The organism is Rathayibacter sp. PhB186, assembly GCF_003751825.1.
Lineage (GTDB): Bacteria > Actinomycetota > Actinomycetes > Actinomycetales > Microbacteriaceae > Rathayibacter > Rathayibacter festucae.
In genome coordinates this window covers 739,932-754,825 of record NZ_RJKO01000001.1, presented here as the reverse complement: position 1 = coordinate 754,825, position 14,894 = coordinate 739,932, and the positions used below count along the sequence as shown (strand labels likewise).

Genomic DNA, 14,894 nt, shown 5'->3' with positions numbered 1-14,894 from the left:
TGCCGCTCCCCGCGGGGAGAGACAGTCGATGGTAACCGACGGCCCGCGCGGCGCGGGAGCGGCCGGCGCCGCGTCGGGTCAGCGCAGGTCGGCGAGGGCGACGGCGACGCCGTCCTCGTGCACGCCGGGGAGGATCGCGGACGCGACGGCGAGGACCTCGGCGGGCGCCTGCCCCATCGCCAGGCCGGCGCCGTGCTCGGCGGCCCAGGTGAGCATCTCGATGTCGTTGCGGCCGTCGCCGAGCGCGACCACGTCGCTCCGCTCGATGCCGAGGCGGTTCCGGACCAGCTCGAGCGCGGTCGACTTGTTGACGCCGTGCGGGGCGATGTCGAGCCAGGCGGTCCAGCCGATGGCGTAGCTGACCTGGTGCAGGCCCATCCGCTCGACGAGCTCGGTGAACTCCTCGATGCCGGTGCCGGGCGAGATGACGACCACGCGGGTGGACTGCACGCCCAGCAGCTCCTCGAACGGCACGTGCACCGTCTCGGCGCCCATCACCGCCCCGCCGGGGAAGGCCTCGGTGTAGGAGAAGGCGCCGTCGGCGTCCTCGACGGCGTAGTGCGCGTCGGGCAGGTGCCGGCGGATGGTCTCGAGGACCTCGGTGGGGTCGAAGGTCTCGACGACGTCGGGGCGGTAGCCGCCCTCCGCCTCGGGGTCGCGGCGCAGGGTGACGGCGCCGTTGCAGCAGATGACGAACTCCGGAGCGATGCCCAGTCGCGCGACCACGGGCAGCGTGGTCGACGGCGAGCGGCCGGTCGCGAGCATGACCTCGTCACCCTGGGCGACCACCCGCGTGATCGCGTCGACGACCGCGTCGGTGATGGTGCCGTCCTCGTGCATGACGGTGCCGTCGATGTCGAGGGCGATGAGGCGGCGGCCGGCGCTCATGCGGTGCGGACCGGCTCGAGGACCTCGAGGCCGCCCAGGTGCGGGCGCAGCGCCTCGGGGACGAGCACCGAGCCGTCGGCCTGCTGGTGCGTCTCGAGCAGGGCGACGATCCAGCGGGTGGTCGCCAGCGTGCCGTTCAGGGTGGCGACGGGCGCCGTCTTCCCCGACTCGGTGCGGTAGCGGGTGTCGAGGCGGCGGGCCTGGAAGGTGGTGCAGTTCGAGGTCGACGTCAGCTCGCGGTAGGCGTCCTGGGTGGGCACCCAGGCCTCGACGTCGAACTTGCGCGCGGCGCTCTGGCCGAGGTCGCCCGCGGCGACGTCGATGACGCGGTAGTGCAGGCCGAGGCTCTGCAGCACGCCCTCCTGGTGAGCGAGCAGGCGCGCGTGCTCCGCCTCCGCGTCCTCGGGCAGCGTGTAGACGAACATCTCGAGCTTGTTGAACTGGTGCACCCGGATGATGCCGCGGGTGTCGCGCCCGCCCGAGCCGGCCTCGCGGCGGTAGCAGGTGCTCCAGCCGGCGTAGCGCTTCGGGCCGCCCGCGAGATCCAGGATCTCGTCGGCGTGGTAGCCGGCGAGCGCCACCTCGCTGGTGCCGGTGAGGTAGAGGTCGTCGTCGCGGAGGCGGTACACCTCGTCGTCGTGCTCGCCGAGGAAGCCGGTGCCGTCCATGATCTCGGGGCGCACGAGCGTCGGCGTGATCAGCGGGGTGAAGCCGGCCTCGAGGGCGCGCTCCAGGCCGAGGTTCATCAGCGCGATCTCGAGGCGGGCGACGAGGCCCTTGAGGAAGTAGAAGCGCGCGCCGCTGACCTTCGCGCCGCGCTGCATGTCGATGCCGTCGAGCAGCTCGCCGATCTCGAGGTGGTCGCGGGGCGCGAAGTCGAAGACCGGGCGCTCACCCACGGTGCGCACGAGCTCGAACTTGTCCTCGCCACCGGCGGGAACGCCGTCGATGATCGGGTTGGCCAGCCGCTTCACGAGCGAGCCGAAGCGCTCGTCGGCCTCGGCGGCCTCCTGCTGCGCCTGCTTGGCGGCGGCGGCGAGGCGCTGCGCCTCGGCGACCAGGGCCGCCTTCTCGTCCTTCGGCGCCTTCGCGACGGTCTTGCCGAAGGCGTTCTGCTCGGCGCGGAGGCGCTCGGCCTCGGTGATCGCGGCCCGGCGTGCGCGGTCGGCCTCGAGGGCGTCGTCGACGAGCTCGACGGAGTCGCCGCGCGCCTCCTGCGAGCGCTTGAGGACGTCCGGGTTCTCGCGGAGAAGTACGGGATCAATCACCAGAGCAGTTTAGAGGGGCCGGGAGGCGCGCCTGAGGATCGGCCGGGCGGACCGAACCGGCGGGGCCGGGGCTGCGAACCACTTCTGCGCCACCTCCCCCGACGGACGGCGCCGGCCCCCTCCGTTCCCCCGCGAGAGGGCCGCAGCGCTCCGACCACAGCTCCCCGACCTCACCCCGAGAGGCCCCGCCATGACTCCCCGACCCCCGACCGTGCGCGTCGAGCGCTCCGGCCCCGTCGCCCGCCTGATCCTCGACCGGCCGGACTCTCTCAACGCGCTCGACCTCGACACGGCCCTGCAGCTGGTGCGCGCCCTGATCACGCTGAACGCCGACGCGGGCTGCACCGTCCTCGTCGTCGAGTCCGCGGGTCGCGCGTTCTGCACCGGCGGCGACGTCTCGGCGATCCTGGGCGCCGACCGGCCCGACCAGTACCTCCGCGACCTCGCAACGACCGCGGGCGAGGCCTTCCGCCTGCTCGGCGAGAGCAGCGCCGTCGTCGTCTGCGCGATCGACGGCATCACCGCGGGAGCCGGGATCGCCTTCGCGCTCGCCGCCGACATCGTCGTCGCGACGCCCGCCGCCACCTTCGTCAGCGCCTACGGCGACGTCGGGCTCGTGCCGGACTGCGGCGTCACGGCGACCCTGCCCGCGACGATCGGGCGCCGCCGCGCCCTGGACTTCGTGCTCTCCGGCCGCTCCGTCCGGGCCGCCGAGGCGCTCGAGTGGCAGCTCGTCACCGAGGTCGTCCCCCGCGCCGAGCTCGCGGCCCGCGTCGACGAGCGCGTCCGGGCGCTCGCGGCCCGCCCGCCGCTGGTGGCCGCCGCCGCCAAGCGACTGCTGACCGCCGAGCCGCTCGACCTGCGCGAGCGGATCGAGGAGGAGACCGACACCCTCGTCGAGCTGCTCGCCACCGAGCGCACCCGCGCGCTGCTCGAGGCCGAGCACGAGCGGCAGCAGCGCCGCCGGGCCCGCAGCAGTATCGCGGCCTGACCGGGGACCCCCGTCAGGACCGGGCGACGAGCCCGCCGAGATCGCGGATCGACGCCGCCCCCGACTGCTGCAGCATGACCCGGAACTCGCGGTCGAGGAGTCCGAGCAGCCCGGCGACCTCGTCGGCGCCGCCCACGGCGAGCGCCCACATCAGCGGCCGCCCGACGAAGACCGCGCGGGCCCCGAGCGCGAGCGCCGCGAGCACGTGCCGGCCCGTGCGCACCCCGCTGTCGATGTAGACCTCGGCGTCGGCGCCGACCGCGTCGACCACCTCGGCGAGCGCCCCGACCGCGGTGATCGAGCCGTCCATCCGCCGGCCGCCGTGCGTCGAGACGACGACCCCGGAGGCGCCCGCGTCGACCGCGCGACGGGCGTCCTCGCCGCGCAGCACGCCCTTCACCAGGACCGGCAGACCGCTGACCGAGCGGAGCCGGCCGATGTCGTCGAGTCCCGGGTTCGGCACGGGACGGCCGAGGACCAGGGCGCGCTCCTGCTCGGTCAGGTTGCCGAGCCTCGCCTTGCCGGGGATCTCCGGCCAGGTCAGCGGCTCGATGCCGGGGCGCTCGCCGCGCAGCACCGGCATCTCGACCGTGAGCATCAGAGCGCGGGCGCCGTGCTCAGCGGCCCGCTCGATCAACGCGTGGGTCACGTCGCGGTCCGCGAGCAGGTACACCTGGAACCACCACGGCGCGCCCGCCGCAGCGATCCGCTCGAAGGGCAGCGCCGTGTTCGTCGAGACGCCGAGCAGGGTGCCGGCGCGCGCCGCCGCCTCCGCCATCGCGATCTCGCCGCGCGGATCCGCCGCGTTCTGCTGCGCCATCGGCGCGATCAGCACGGGGCCTTGCACCTCGGTGCCGAGGACCGAGGTCGTGGTGTCGCCGTCGAGCTCGCCGCGCAGCGCCGCCGGCCGGAAGCGGATCGCGTCCCAGGCCGCGAGGTCGGCGTCGCGCTCCGAGCGGCCGCCCGCGACGGCGCCGTAGTAGTCGGCGACGAACCAGGGCAGCACCTCGCGGGCGCGCTCCTCCAGCTCGGCGACGAGCCGGCGGGTCGGTGCGCTGTCGGCGGTCATGGGCGGCCTCCCCTTCGAGGGCGCCGGTGCGGCGCGGGGGCGGGGCCGGGAGGCTCCGCCGCGGCTCGACTGTACCCGCGGGCGCCGCCCTGCGATCGGAGGGGCGCCGCGCTGCCTTCTCGGCTACGGTGGTCCCTGCGAAGGGGAGTAGTTCCCACCGTCCGCCGAGCGGACGACGAGGCGCGTCGACATGCTGGTCCGGAGAGTCCCGGACCCGGCGCGCCACCCGGATCCTCGCGGAATCGGGCGAACGAGACCTTCGGCCAGTCGACACGTGTCCTGGCCGGTCCTCTCGCGCGGGTCGGCCGGGGTGCCGAAGCCCAGGAGATCCCATGGCGACCACCGCCCGAGACACCCCTTCCTCCCCCACACCGGTGCAGATCCGCCGCTGGCGGCGCTACCTCGCCGACGAGCTGGCCGAGGCCGCGAGCTACCGCGATCTCGCCGAGCGCCGCTCCGGCGAGGAACGCGAGATCCTGCTCGCCCTGGCCGCCGCCGAGGGCCGGCACGAGGAGCACTGGCGCGAGCTGCTGGGGGCAGCCGCAGAGCCGCAGCCCCGACCCGATCTGCGCACGCGGCTGCTCGGCTTCCTGACCCGGCAGTTCGGCTCGGTCTTCGTCCTCGCGCTGATCCAGCGCGCCGAGGCCCGCTCGCCCTACGCCGACGACGACGATGCGACGGAGGCGATGGCCGCCGACGAGCGGATCCACGGCGAGGTGGTCCGCGGGCTCGCCGAGCGCGGTCGCAACCGGCTCTCGGGCACCTTCCGCGCCGCGGTGTTCGGCGCCAACGACGGCCTGGTCTCGAACCTGGCGCTCGTCCTCGGCGTCGGTGCGAGCGGAGTCGGCACCGGGGTCGTCCTGTTCACCGGCATCGCCGGGCTGCTCGCGGGCGCGCTCTCGATGGGCGCCGGCGAGTTCGTCTCGGTGCGCTCGCAGCGCGAGCTGCTCTCCGCCTCCTCCCCCGACCTCGACACCAACCACGTCGTCCCCGACCTCGACGTCGACGCCAACGAGCTGTCGCTCGTCTACCGCGCCCGCGGGCTCTCGCAGGAGGACGCGGACGCCCGCGCGGCCCGGGTCTTCGCGGGACTGCGCGGTGGCGCGGCGCCGACCTCGCCGATCACCATCGGCGGAGTGAAGGCCGACCCGTCGGTCGACGAGTACGAGTCGATCGGCACGGGCATGGGCGCGGCGCTGTCGAGCTTCTGCTTCTTCGCCTCGGGCGCGATCATCCCAGTGCTGCCGTACCTGCTCGGGATGTCCGGGTTGGCCGCGGTGATCCTCGCGTCGGTCCTGGTCGGCCTGGCGCTGCTCGCCACCGGCGCGATCGTCGGCCTGCTCTCCGGCGCGCCGCCCCTCGCGCGCGCCCTGCGCCAGCTCGGCATCGGCTACGGCGCGGCGCTCGTCACCTACCTGCTCGGGCTGCTGTTCGGCGCGTCGGGGGTCTGAGCAGCTTGCCGGAGCCGGCGTGCTCGCGCTGATCGAGTAGCCCGCGCAGCGGGCGTATCGAGATCCACCCTCCGCGGGAAGTGCTGGCGGTCGTGGGTCTCGATACGCCCCTGCGGGGCTACTCGACCAGCATGTGTGCGGGTGTCTCTTCCACGTGGATCCCCCTCCGCCGGAGGGGGTGGCGTCAGATGCTCGTCGCCTCGGACTCGGTCTCGACGTCGTCGGAGGGCGCCTGCTTCGCGGGCCTGGACCGCCAGCGCAGGGCCGCGACGCCCATCGCGAGCAGCAGCGCGAACGGCAGGCTGCCCAGCAGCGGGATCGAGGCGTAGTAGGTGATCTGGCGCTGGATCCACTCCGGTGACGGGGTGTCGGAGTCGCCGTAGTACGACGCGGGCGGCGAGGAGTAGCCGCTGTAGAGCAGCGCGACGCCGAGCACGCTGCCGGCCAGCCCCGCGAGCAGCAGGGCGAGCAGCCAGGGGTTCCGCCAGAGCGGCGCCGACGGCTCCACGGCGACCTCGACGCGGCGGACGGACGTCTCCTCGGGCGCGGGATCGGCGAACGGCTCCCGGTCCAGTGCCGCGTCCGAGGGCAGCCGGGCGGGTGCGCTGATCGGAGTGCCGCTCTCGGCCGCCCGCCGCGAGCGCCGGCTGTCGGCCGTGGTCGCGATGTCGGCGAGCGCGGGCGGCCGCCGACGCGCGATCCCCTCCGGTGCCGTCACCGGCCGGGCGAACGCGCGCTCGTCGCCGCGCACCCGGTCCACTCCCCCGGCGAAACCCCGCTGAAAGGCGGCGTCGTACCGCGGATCGACGCGCTCGCGCTCGGCTCCGCCTCGTTCAGTCATCGTCGACCTCCGGTTCGCTGCCGAGGATCCCGCGAAGCCAGTCACGCGCCTCGATGAACACCTCGTCGTCGTAGCGTCGCACGTACGAGACCGGACGGCGATCCGCACGGGGATACGAGCCCAGGAAGATCACCCGCGGACTGAAGCGGCGAAGGCCCAGCAGGGCGTCGGCGACCCGCTCGTCGTGCGCGTGGCCGTCGAGGTCGATCACGAAGCGGTAGCGGCCGAGGGCGTCGCCGATGGGCCGCGACTGGATCATGCTCAGGTTCACTCCACGGGTCGCGAACTGCTCCAGCATGTCGAGCAGCGCGCCGGGGGCGTCGGAGGGCAGCTCGACGATCAGGCTGGTCTTGTCGGCGCCCGTCGGCTCGGGCAGCACCCGCGAGCGCGAGACGTGCACGAAGCGGGTGACCGCGTTCGGGTTGTCGCCGATCCGCTCCGCGAGCACCTCGACGTCGTGGTGGCGGACGATGCCCGGCGGTGCGATCGCGGCCTGGGCGGGCGAGCCCGCGAGCAGGTCGATCGTGGCCTGCACGTTGCTCGACGCCGGCAGGTGCTCGTGGCTCGGGATCGTGCGGTCGAGCCACTCGCGGCACTGCCCGTAGGCGACCGGGTGCGCGGCGACGATCCGCACGTCCTCGAGCCGCGCGCCCGGGCGGCCGACCAGGATGAAGGACACCGGCACGAGGTACTCGCCGACGATCCGCACGCCCGGGATCCTGGCCAGCGCGTCCTGCGCGGCCGTCACCCCGCCCTCGACCGAGTTCTCGATCGCGATCACCGCGCCGTCGCTGCGGCCCGAGACCAGGTCGTCGAGCGCCTCGCCGACGTTCCCGACGCTCCGCCAGACGTGCCCGCGCGCCTCGGGCACCTGCGCGAGCGCCGCCTCCGTGAACGTGCCGGAGGGCCCGAGATAGCTGTAGGTGCGGGGGGCGGGGGCGGTGTCGGGGACACCGTCGGAGGCGCGGTCGGGCATGGCGGACAGCCTAGCCAGCGCCTGTCCAGCCGGTATCGCGGCCCCGGCGCGACTGCCACTATGGACCCCATGACCGATCGCGCAGGGAAGCCGGCAGAGGCCTCCGATCTCATCGACGTCGAGGCCCTCGTGAGGGCGTACTACGAGAAGAAGCCGGACGTGTCCGACCCCTTGCAGAAGGTGGTCTTCGGCACCTCCGGGCATCGCGGCTCGTCGTTCGACACCGCCTTCAACGAGGACCACATCGCGGCGGTGACGCAGGCGATCGTCGAGTACCGCACGAACGAGGGCATCACCGGCCCGCTGTTCATCGGCGCCGACACCCACGGCCTCTCGCGCCCGGCGCTGACGACCGCGCTCGAGGTGCTGGTCGCCAACGAGGTGCGCGTGCTCGTCGACGAGTTCGACGACTACGTGCCGACCCCGGCGCTCAGCCACGCGATCCTCCGCTACAACAACGACCCGTCGCACACCGACCGGGCCGACGGCATCGTGGTCACCCCCTCGCACAACCCGCCCCGCGACGGCGGCTTCAAGTACAACCCGCCGCACGGCGGCCCCGCCGACTCCGACGCCACCTCCTGGATCGCGAACCGCGCCAACGAGCTGATCGCCGACGGCAACCGCGACGTGAAGTCGGCCGAGCCGAGCGCCGTCGAGACCTACGACTACCGCACGCACTACGTCGCTGACCTGAAGAACATCATCGACATCGACGCGATCAAGAAGGCCGGGGTGAAGATCGGAGCCGACCCGCTGGGCGGCGCCTCGGTGCACTACTGGCAGCTGATCGCCGAGATGTACGAGCTCGACCTGACGGTCGTCAACGGCGAGGTCGACCCGGCCTGGGGCTTCATGACCCTCGACTGGGACGAGAAGATCCGGATGGACCCGTCCTCCCCCAGCGCGATGGCCTCGGTCGTCGCCCGGGCCGGCGACTACGACATCCTCACCGGCAACGACGCCGACGCCGACCGCCACGGCATCGTCACGCCCGATGGCGGCCTGATGAACCCCAACCACTACCTGGCGGTCGCGATCGACTACCTGTACCGCCACCGCTCCGGTTGGCGCGAGGACGCGGCGATCGGCAAGACGCTGGTGTCGTCCTCGATCATCGACCGGGTCGCGGAGTCGCTCGGCCGCCGCCTCTGGGAGGTGCCGGTCGGCTTCAAGTGGTTCGTGCCCGGGCTGGTCGACGGCTCGGTCGGCTTCGGCGGCGAGGAGTCGGCGGGTGCGTCGTTCCTCCGCTTCGACGGGACCGTCTGGACCACCGACAAGGACGGCATCCTGCTGGCGCTGCTCGCCTCGGAGATCGTCGCCGTCACGGGCAAGAGCCCCTCGGCGCTGTACCGCGAGCTGACCGAGCGCTTCGGCGACCCGGTCTACGAGCGCGTCGACGCGGTGGCCACGAAGGCTCAGAAGGCGGCGCTGGGCAAGCTCGACGGCGACGCTATCTCGGCGACCACCCTGGCCGGCGAGGAGATCGTCGCCAAGCTCTCGAAGGCCCCCGGCAACGACGCGGCGGTCGGCGGCGTCAAGGTCGTCACCGAGAACGCGTGGTTCGCCGCGCGCCCCTCCGGCACCGAGGACGTCTACAAGATCTACGCCGAGTCCTTCCGCGGCCTCGACCACCTGCACGAGGTGCAGGCCGAGGCCCGCACCATCGTCGACGCCGCCCTGGGCTCCTAGCCCGCGCGCCGCCCGCGGCTCGCTACCGCTGAGTCGCCCGAGAAGGCTCGTTCCCCACCCCGGGAACGAGCCTTCTCGGGCGAGTCAGTGCTGCAGCGCCGCGCGCACCTGGGCGACGACGGAGGCGAGGTCGGCGAGGTCGTCGCCGGTGAGCTCGATCACGGTCCAGCCGGCCGCGCGGAGGCGGCGGGCGCGGGCGACGTCCCTGCGCCACTGGCCGGGCTCCGAGCGGTGGTAGTCGCCGTGGTACTCGATGATCAGGCGGGCCGTGGCGATGCACAGGTCGACCCGACCGAGGAAGGCGCCCGATTCGTCACGGATCTCGACGTTCGCCTCGAGACCCTAGATGCCTGCGAGCACGAGCGCGACGCGGACCTGCGACTCGGGCCGCGACTCCGCGCGGCCGTCGAGCAGCCCGAGGGCTCGACGCAGGCGCGCGATCCCGCGTCGACCCGGGTGCCGGGCGAGCGCGGCACGCAGGGACTCCTCGCCGACGAGACGCCGGTGGAGGAGATCGTCGCCGACAGCGACGAGGTCCGCCAGCTCGAGGACGGCACCGAGGTCGCACCAGGTGCGGGCCGGAGTGGTCAGCGCGCCTCGCTTGCCGAGGACGATGTCGACGTCGCGATCGACCGTGAGGCTGCGGCCCGCCAGCCCTCGCGCGTGCGGCGCCCTGGCCGGTGCGACGACGGCGACGTCCAGGACGGCGCGCTGCTCCCAGCACCGGTCGAGCGGAGCGCCCCACAGCAGCGCCGCGGTCGGCCCGCAGACGAAGACGTGGTCGCCGAGCCGGTGCTGCACCGCCGCACAGCGATCCGCGAGCGTGACGGCCGGAGCCGACGATCTGACTCCGTAGGCCGGCGACGAGAACTCCGCCGACCGCATCCGCGCCCGCGACAGCCCCGCGGCGCTCCCCTCCGCCACCCTGAAGAGGCCCTCCGGCCCGTCGCCACTCACCGCGCCATGCTGGCGCCCCTGAGCGACCCGTGCGTCGAGTTGTCCACAGGCACCACTGACTCGCCCGAGAAGGCTCGTTCTCGGGGTGGAGAACGAGCCTTCTCGGGCGACTCAGCGGGTGACGGCTACCAGCGGGGGTGGACCGTAGGGCGGAAGTGGGTGTCGTAGAGGGCGTTGACGGCCTCCATGAAGGCGGGGCCGAGGGGGGCGGCGTCCGCGGCGGTGGCGTTCGCCTTCGCCTGCTCGACGGAGCGGGCGCCGGGGATGACGGCGGTGACGCCGTCCTGCTGGATGATCCAGGCCAGCGCGGCGGCGGCGGGGGCGAGGCCGTGGTCGGCGGCCAGGAGGGAGAACTCCTGAGCGGCCTCGACGCCGGTCGCGAAGTCGACGCCGGAGAAGGTCTCGCCGACGTCGAAGGCGGAGCCGTCGCGGTTGTAGGTGCGGTGGTCGTCGGGTGCGAAGGTCGTCTCCGTCGTGTAGCGGCCGCTGAGGAGGCCGGACGCGAGCGGGACGCGCGCCAGGATCCCGACGCCGGCCTCGCGGGCCGCCGGCAGCACCGCGTCGAGCGGCTTGAGGCGGAACGCGTTCAGGATGATCTGGACGCTCGCCACGTTCGGCCGCGCGATGGCGGTGAGCGCCTCCTCCGTGCGCTCGACCGAGACGCCGTAGTGCGCGATGGCGCCCTCGTCGACCAGGGTGTCCAGTGCGTCGAAGACGGCGTCGTCGGAGTAGACGGAGGTCGGCGGGCAGTGCAGCTGCACGAGATCGAGCGTGTCGACGCCGAGGTTCGAGCGCGAGCGGTCGGTCCAGGCGCGGAAGTTGTCCAGCACGTAGTTCGCGGGGACCTGCTCGACGCGGCGGCCCATCTTCGTCGCGACGAAGACGCCCGCGTCGGGGTGCGCGGCGCGCCAGGCGCCGATGGTCCGCTCGCTGCGGCCGTCGCCGTAGACGTCGGCGGTGTCGAAGAGGGTGACGCCGGACTCCGCCGCGGCGTCGAGGATCGCGAGGGCGTCGCTCTCCGCGACGTCACCCCAGTCGGCACCGAGCTGCCAGGTTCCGAGGCCGACGACGGAGACGGGCGCACCAGTGCGGCCGAAGATTCGAGTTTCCATTCCTCCACCGTAGGTGCGGCCGGAGGATGCGAGCAGCCCCTTGCGCGTGCCCTACCGTCGGAGCATGAGCCTCGTCGTCCTCGGAAGCGCCAATCTCGATCACGTCCACCGGGTCGCCCGCATCCCCGCGCCCGGCGAGACCGTCCTCGCCCTCGACTCCCGCACCTTCCCCGGCGGCAAGGGGCTCAACCAGGCGGTCGCCGCCGCCCGCACGGTCGCGGGCAGCAGCTTCGTCACGAGCCTCGGCCGCGACGCCGCGGGCGACGAGCTCGCGGGGCTGCTGGCGGAGGAGCCGCTCGAGCTGCACGCGCGCCGCGGCGGCGAGCGCACCGGCACGGCGCAGATCACGGTGGACGACGCGGGCGAGAACGCGATCGTCGTCGACTCCGGGGCCAATGCCGCCTTCACCGACCTGACCGCGCAGGAGGAGGCGCTGATCGCCAGCGCCTCGGCGCTCCTGCTGCAGCTCGAGATCCCGGTCCCGACCGTGCTGGCGGCGGCGCGGGCCGGCCACGCGGCGGGGACCACCACGATCCTCAACGCGGCGCCGATCGGCCCGCTGCCCGAGGAGCTGCTCGCCGAGCTGGACGTGCTGATCGTCAACGAGCACGAGGCGCGCGAGCTCGGCGCGGAGCGCGGCATCGCGGCGGCGGACGACACGGCCCTCGCCGTCGCCCTCACGGCGCTCGTCCCGGTGGTGCTGGTCACCCTCGGTGCGGACGGCGTCGTGGTCGCCGTCCGCGACCAGGAGCCGGTGCGCGCACCGGCCTTCCGCGTCTCCGTCGTCGACACGACCGGCGCGGGCGACACCTTCTGCGGCGTCTTCGCGGCACGGCTCGCGAGCGGCGGCGAGAGGCTCGACGACCCGGCCGCACTGGTCGAGCTCGTCCGCTGGGCGACCGCCGCCGCGGCGATCTCGGTCACCCGGGCGGGAGCGGCGGTCTCGACGCCGACGGCCGCCGAGACGGAGGCCTTCCTCGCCGAGCACGGCGCCTAGCGGCGGCACCCTCAGCGACGACGCGCTTCAGCGTCAGTCGACGGAGGCGATCCTGACCGCGATGCGCGCGCGGCGCCCGGGGTGCTCGCGCCGGCACCACTCGCGCACCGCGGAGCCGACCGCGCGGGCGATGTCGGGCGCCGACGACTCCGCGGCGACGCAGACCTCCGCGGACACCGACACCTCGTCGCCGAGGACGCGCACGAGCACCGGCTCGGCGAAGGTGCCGCCGGAGACCGCACCGAGCGGGCCGTCGGCCGGATCGACGGTGGCGGGCGTCAGCGCGCCGGCCGCGTGCGCGAGGACGTCGCGCACCTGGCCGCGCGCCGGGACGAGCATCGCCACTCCCACGAGGGCGCGGATCTCGGCGGTGAGCACGGCGGCCGCGCTCGGCGCGGATCCGCCGAGGGCGACCGCGGGGACCAGCAGGGCCGGAGGGACGGGGATCGGCTCGGACCCGCTCACGACTCCTCCCCTCCCGGCACGTAGACGTCCTCGACGCGCACGTCGATCGTCGAGACGCGCAGCTCGGTCTGGGTGAGCAGCCGCGAGTGGATGCGCTCGCGCACCTGCTGGGCCGCGTCGGCGATCGGCACGCCCCAGAACACCGAGATCGTCACCTCGACCGCGATGTCGGCACCCGGATCGGCGACGTCGCCCTGCAGCCGGCAGCGGCCGACGAGGACTCCGGAGACGCTGTCGCCCGCCTCGCGGACGATGCCGCGGACGGCGCCCTCGGTGATCGTCAGCTCGACGTCGGGGTCGGTGCTCGCGAGCGGGATGTCGCGTCCGGCCCGCGCCTCGCGCCGCACCTGGGTGAGGATCGAGCCGAACCAGCTCTCGGTGGGCGCGGGCAGGTGCGCCGCGTCGTCGTCGATCAGCGCACCGGAGAGCGCGCGGACGCGCTCGAGGGCGCGCAGCGTGCGCCGGTGCTCCGGCGACTCCTCGATGGCGGGGTCGTAGGGCAGGCGGCCCCGGTCCAGGTAGTCGCCGAGCTCGTCGATGCCGATCGCGTCGGCGGAGCCGTCGTCCGGCTCGGCGTCGGCGTCGTCCGCGACCAGCGGCACGGGCAGCGGCAGCACGGCGTCCTCGCCGGTGCCGGGCAGGCCGGGCGTCCCGCCGGGCGTCTCGTCCGGGGTCATCGCGCCGACTCCTTCATCGCGCCGACTCCTTCTCCGCGGGCCCTCATCGCCAGTCCTCCATCGCCACGACCAGCGACTCCCGTGCTCGGGCGAGCTTGCCGCGGACGGCGGTGGCGGTGATGCCGAGGTGCTCGGCGATCTCACTGTACGACTCGCCGCCGACCTCGCGGAGCAGCCAGCACTGCCGCTGGGTCTCGGGCAGCTCGGCCAGCGCCTGGGCGAGAGCGCGCATCGCGTCGCTCTGCTCGACCGACTCGAACGGCCCGGGCTCGCGCGCCGGCGGGTGCTCGACGGCGTCGACGTCGTCGACCGGCTTGCGCTGGCGGAGCAGGTCGACGCTGGAGCGGCTGACGATCCGCATCATCCAGCTCCGCACGCTCGCCGGCTCCTGGAGCTGCGGGAGCTGGGCCCAGACGGTGATCAGCGCGTTCTGCACCGCGTCGGAGGCGTCCGCCTGCGAGCCGGTCAGCCGCCAGGCGTAGGCGCGGAGGATCGACTGGTGCCGCTTGACCAGCACCTCGAACGCGCGGACGTCGCCCTCGGCGGAGCGCTCGGCGAGGAGCGCGTCGCTCGCCGTCTCCAGACCGGGCATGGGACTCCTCCAGCGGGCACCGGCTCGAGCCGGCATCGACCATCAGGTGACTATCAGGAAAAACTCCGGATCGCACCGTGACGAATCCCCGTCGGGCTCCGTCTCACTCATGAAAGCACAGCCCGACGGGAAATCCGCCGGACTCCCCGACCCCGGCCGCGCACCACCAGCGGCCGACGACACGCACAGGAGTCACCATGAGCGACAGCACGCGCACCCCCGCCACCCCCGTTACCCCCACCGCCCCCCGCGTCGACAAGGCGTCGGTCGACACCGTCACCAGCCTCGGCAACAGCGCCGCCTCGGGCACGGCCCAGGGCCGCACCGTCATCGACGACGCCGTGATCGCCAAGGTCGCCGGCATCGCCGCGCGCCAGGTGCCCGGCGTCTTCGCCCTCGGCAACAACGCCGCCCGTGCCTTCGGCGCGATCCGCTCGGCCGTCGGCGGCAACGACCACGCCCAGGGCGTCAGCGTCGAGGTCGGCGAGACCCAGGTCGCCGCCGACGTCACCCTCGTCGTCGAGTACCCGGTGCCGATGCAGTCGGTCGCCGACCAGGTCCGCGCCGCGGTCTCCGAGGCCATCACCGAGCTCGTCGGCATGTCCGTCGCCGAGATCAACGTCGCCATCGTCGACGTGCACATCCCCGGTGAGGACAAGGGCGACACCGAGACCGAGAGCCGCGTCCGATGAGCGAACCCCGCACCCCCGCCCCCGCCCCGGCCGGCCGCAGCACCACGCTCGGCCTCGTCGTCGGCGCGATCCTCGCCTTCGCCTCCCTGCTCTTCGGCTTCTGGGGCTTCGTCCTCACCGCCGTGTTCATGGCGCTCGGCGTCCTGATCGCGCGGATGCTGGACGGCTCGCTCGACGTGCGCAGCCTCGTGGACGTGTTCCGCGGCCGCACCACCTCCCGCTAGGA

General features: G+C 73.9%; 17 protein-coding genes. 6 read left to right on the top strand and 11 right to left on the bottom strand.

All coding sequences use genetic code 11. From position 1 onward, the window contains the following. Positions 1 to 78: 78 nt before the first annotated feature. Positions 79 to 888: an HAD family hydrolase gene (locus EDF45_RS03520; protein WP_123734998.1), complete on the bottom strand. Its 810-nt coding sequence runs from the start codon at positions 886 to 888 to the stop codon at positions 79 to 81. Beyond that, a complete protein-coding gene (serS, locus tag EDF45_RS03515) occupies positions 885 to 2,156 on the bottom strand; it encodes a serine--tRNA ligase (protein ID WP_123702032.1) in 1,272 nt (423 codons plus the stop codon). Before serS ends, EDF45_RS03520 begins: the two co-directional genes overlap by 4 nt. 190 nt (positions 2,157 to 2,346) lie before the next feature. Between serS and EDF45_RS03510 the strand changes: the two genes are divergently transcribed. After that, a complete protein-coding gene (locus tag EDF45_RS03510; RefSeq protein WP_123734997.1) occupies positions 2,347 to 3,147 on the top strand; it encodes an enoyl-CoA hydratase/isomerase family protein in 801 nt (266 codons plus the stop codon). Between the two features lie 13 nt (positions 3,148 to 3,160). Here EDF45_RS03510 and EDF45_RS03505 read toward each other — a convergent pair whose 3' ends face one another. After that, a complete protein-coding gene (locus tag EDF45_RS03505) occupies positions 3,161 to 4,216 on the bottom strand; it encodes an alpha-hydroxy-acid oxidizing protein (RefSeq protein WP_123734996.1) in 1,056 nt (351 codons plus the stop codon). A 332-nt stretch (positions 4,217 to 4,548) separates the two neighbouring features. Between EDF45_RS03505 and EDF45_RS03500 the strand changes: the two genes are divergently transcribed. Further along, positions 4,549 to 5,667, top strand: coding sequence for a VIT1/CCC1 transporter family protein (locus EDF45_RS03500; protein WP_123734995.1), 1,119 nt, complete (start codon positions 4,549 to 4,551; stop codon positions 5,665 to 5,667). Positions 5,668 to 5,851: 184 nt separating this feature from the next. On the opposite strand, the gene EDF45_RS03495 is transcribed toward EDF45_RS03500, so the two are convergent. Beyond that, positions 5,852 to 6,508 (bottom strand): hypothetical protein, encoded by a 657-nt coding sequence (locus tag EDF45_RS03495; protein ID WP_148060211.1) that lies wholly within the window; start codon positions 6,506 to 6,508, stop codon positions 5,852 to 5,854. Next, the gene (gene pheA / locus EDF45_RS03490) at positions 6,501 to 7,484 is read right to left on the bottom strand and encodes a prephenate dehydratase (RefSeq protein WP_123734993.1); all 984 of its coding nucleotides are present in this window, start codon (positions 7,482 to 7,484) and stop codon (positions 6,501 to 6,503) included. Before pheA ends, EDF45_RS03495 begins: the two co-directional genes overlap by 8 nt. Positions 7,485 to 7,553: 69 nt before the next feature. Between pheA and pgm the strand changes: the two genes are divergently transcribed. Beyond that, a complete protein-coding gene (gene pgm / locus EDF45_RS03485) occupies positions 7,554 to 9,176 on the top strand; it encodes a phosphoglucomutase (alpha-D-glucose-1,6-bisphosphate-dependent) (RefSeq protein WP_123734992.1) in 1,623 nt (540 codons plus the stop codon). Between the two features lie 84 nt (positions 9,177 to 9,260). On the opposite strand, the gene EDF45_RS21940 is transcribed toward pgm, so the two are convergent. The 3 genes from EDF45_RS21940 to EDF45_RS03470 form a co-directional block, all read right to left on the bottom strand. Further along, positions 9,261 to 9,452, bottom strand: coding sequence for a DUF559 domain-containing protein (locus tag EDF45_RS21940; protein ID WP_397460037.1), 192 nt, complete (start codon positions 9,450 to 9,452; stop codon positions 9,261 to 9,263). Between the two features lie 66 nt (positions 9,453 to 9,518). Further along, entirely contained in the window at positions 9,519 to 10,133 is a 615-nt protein-coding gene (locus EDF45_RS03475) for a hypothetical protein (protein ID WP_148060210.1), read from the bottom strand. 125 nt (positions 10,134 to 10,258) lie between these two features. After that, positions 10,259 to 11,245 carry an aldo/keto reductase gene (locus tag EDF45_RS03470; RefSeq protein WP_123734990.1) on the bottom strand — a complete coding sequence of 329 codons (987 nt, stop codon included), beginning with the start codon at positions 11,243 to 11,245 and terminating at the stop codon, positions 10,259 to 10,261. Between the two features lie 64 nt (positions 11,246 to 11,309). On the opposite strand from EDF45_RS03470, the gene EDF45_RS03465 reads away from it, so the two are divergent. Continuing rightward, positions 11,310 to 12,242, top strand: a complete 933-nt coding sequence (locus tag EDF45_RS03465; protein ID WP_123734989.1) for a ribokinase — start codon at positions 11,310 to 11,312, stop codon at positions 12,240 to 12,242. A gap of 33 nt (positions 12,243 to 12,275) precedes the next feature. Here the strand turns inward: EDF45_RS03465 and EDF45_RS03460 are convergent, their stop codons facing one another. Genes EDF45_RS03460 through EDF45_RS03450 form a run of 3 tightly spaced genes read right to left on the bottom strand, consistent with a single transcriptional unit; the run spans position 12,276 to position 13,976 of the window. Continuing rightward, positions 12,276 to 12,707 (bottom strand): hypothetical protein, encoded by a 432-nt coding sequence (locus EDF45_RS03460; RefSeq protein ID WP_123734988.1) that lies wholly within the window; start codon positions 12,705 to 12,707, stop codon positions 12,276 to 12,278. Beyond that, complete coding sequence (locus EDF45_RS03455) at positions 12,704 to 13,384, bottom strand: Asp23/Gls24 family envelope stress response protein (protein ID WP_123734987.1); 681 nt, start codon at positions 13,382 to 13,384, stop codon at positions 12,704 to 12,706. The genes EDF45_RS03460 and EDF45_RS03455 overlap by 4 nt, the downstream gene beginning before the upstream one ends. A gap of 43 nt (positions 13,385 to 13,427) precedes the next feature. Further along, the gene (locus tag EDF45_RS03450; protein ID WP_123444992.1) at positions 13,428 to 13,976 is read right to left on the bottom strand and encodes an RNA polymerase sigma factor; all 549 of its coding nucleotides are present in this window, start codon (positions 13,974 to 13,976) and stop codon (positions 13,428 to 13,430) included. A gap of 197 nt (positions 13,977 to 14,173) precedes the next feature. On the opposite strand from EDF45_RS03450, the gene EDF45_RS03445 reads away from it, so the two are divergent. Further along, on the top strand, positions 14,174 to 14,668 hold the full coding sequence (locus EDF45_RS03445; protein ID WP_123734986.1) for an Asp23/Gls24 family envelope stress response protein: 495 nt from the start codon (positions 14,174 to 14,176) through the stop codon (positions 14,666 to 14,668). Beyond that, positions 14,665 to 14,892, top strand: a complete 228-nt coding sequence (locus EDF45_RS03440) for a DUF2273 domain-containing protein (RefSeq protein WP_123734985.1) — start codon at positions 14,665 to 14,667, stop codon at positions 14,890 to 14,892. The genes EDF45_RS03445 and EDF45_RS03440 overlap by 4 nt, the downstream gene beginning before the upstream one ends. Positions 14,893 to 14,894 lie beyond the last annotated feature (2 nt).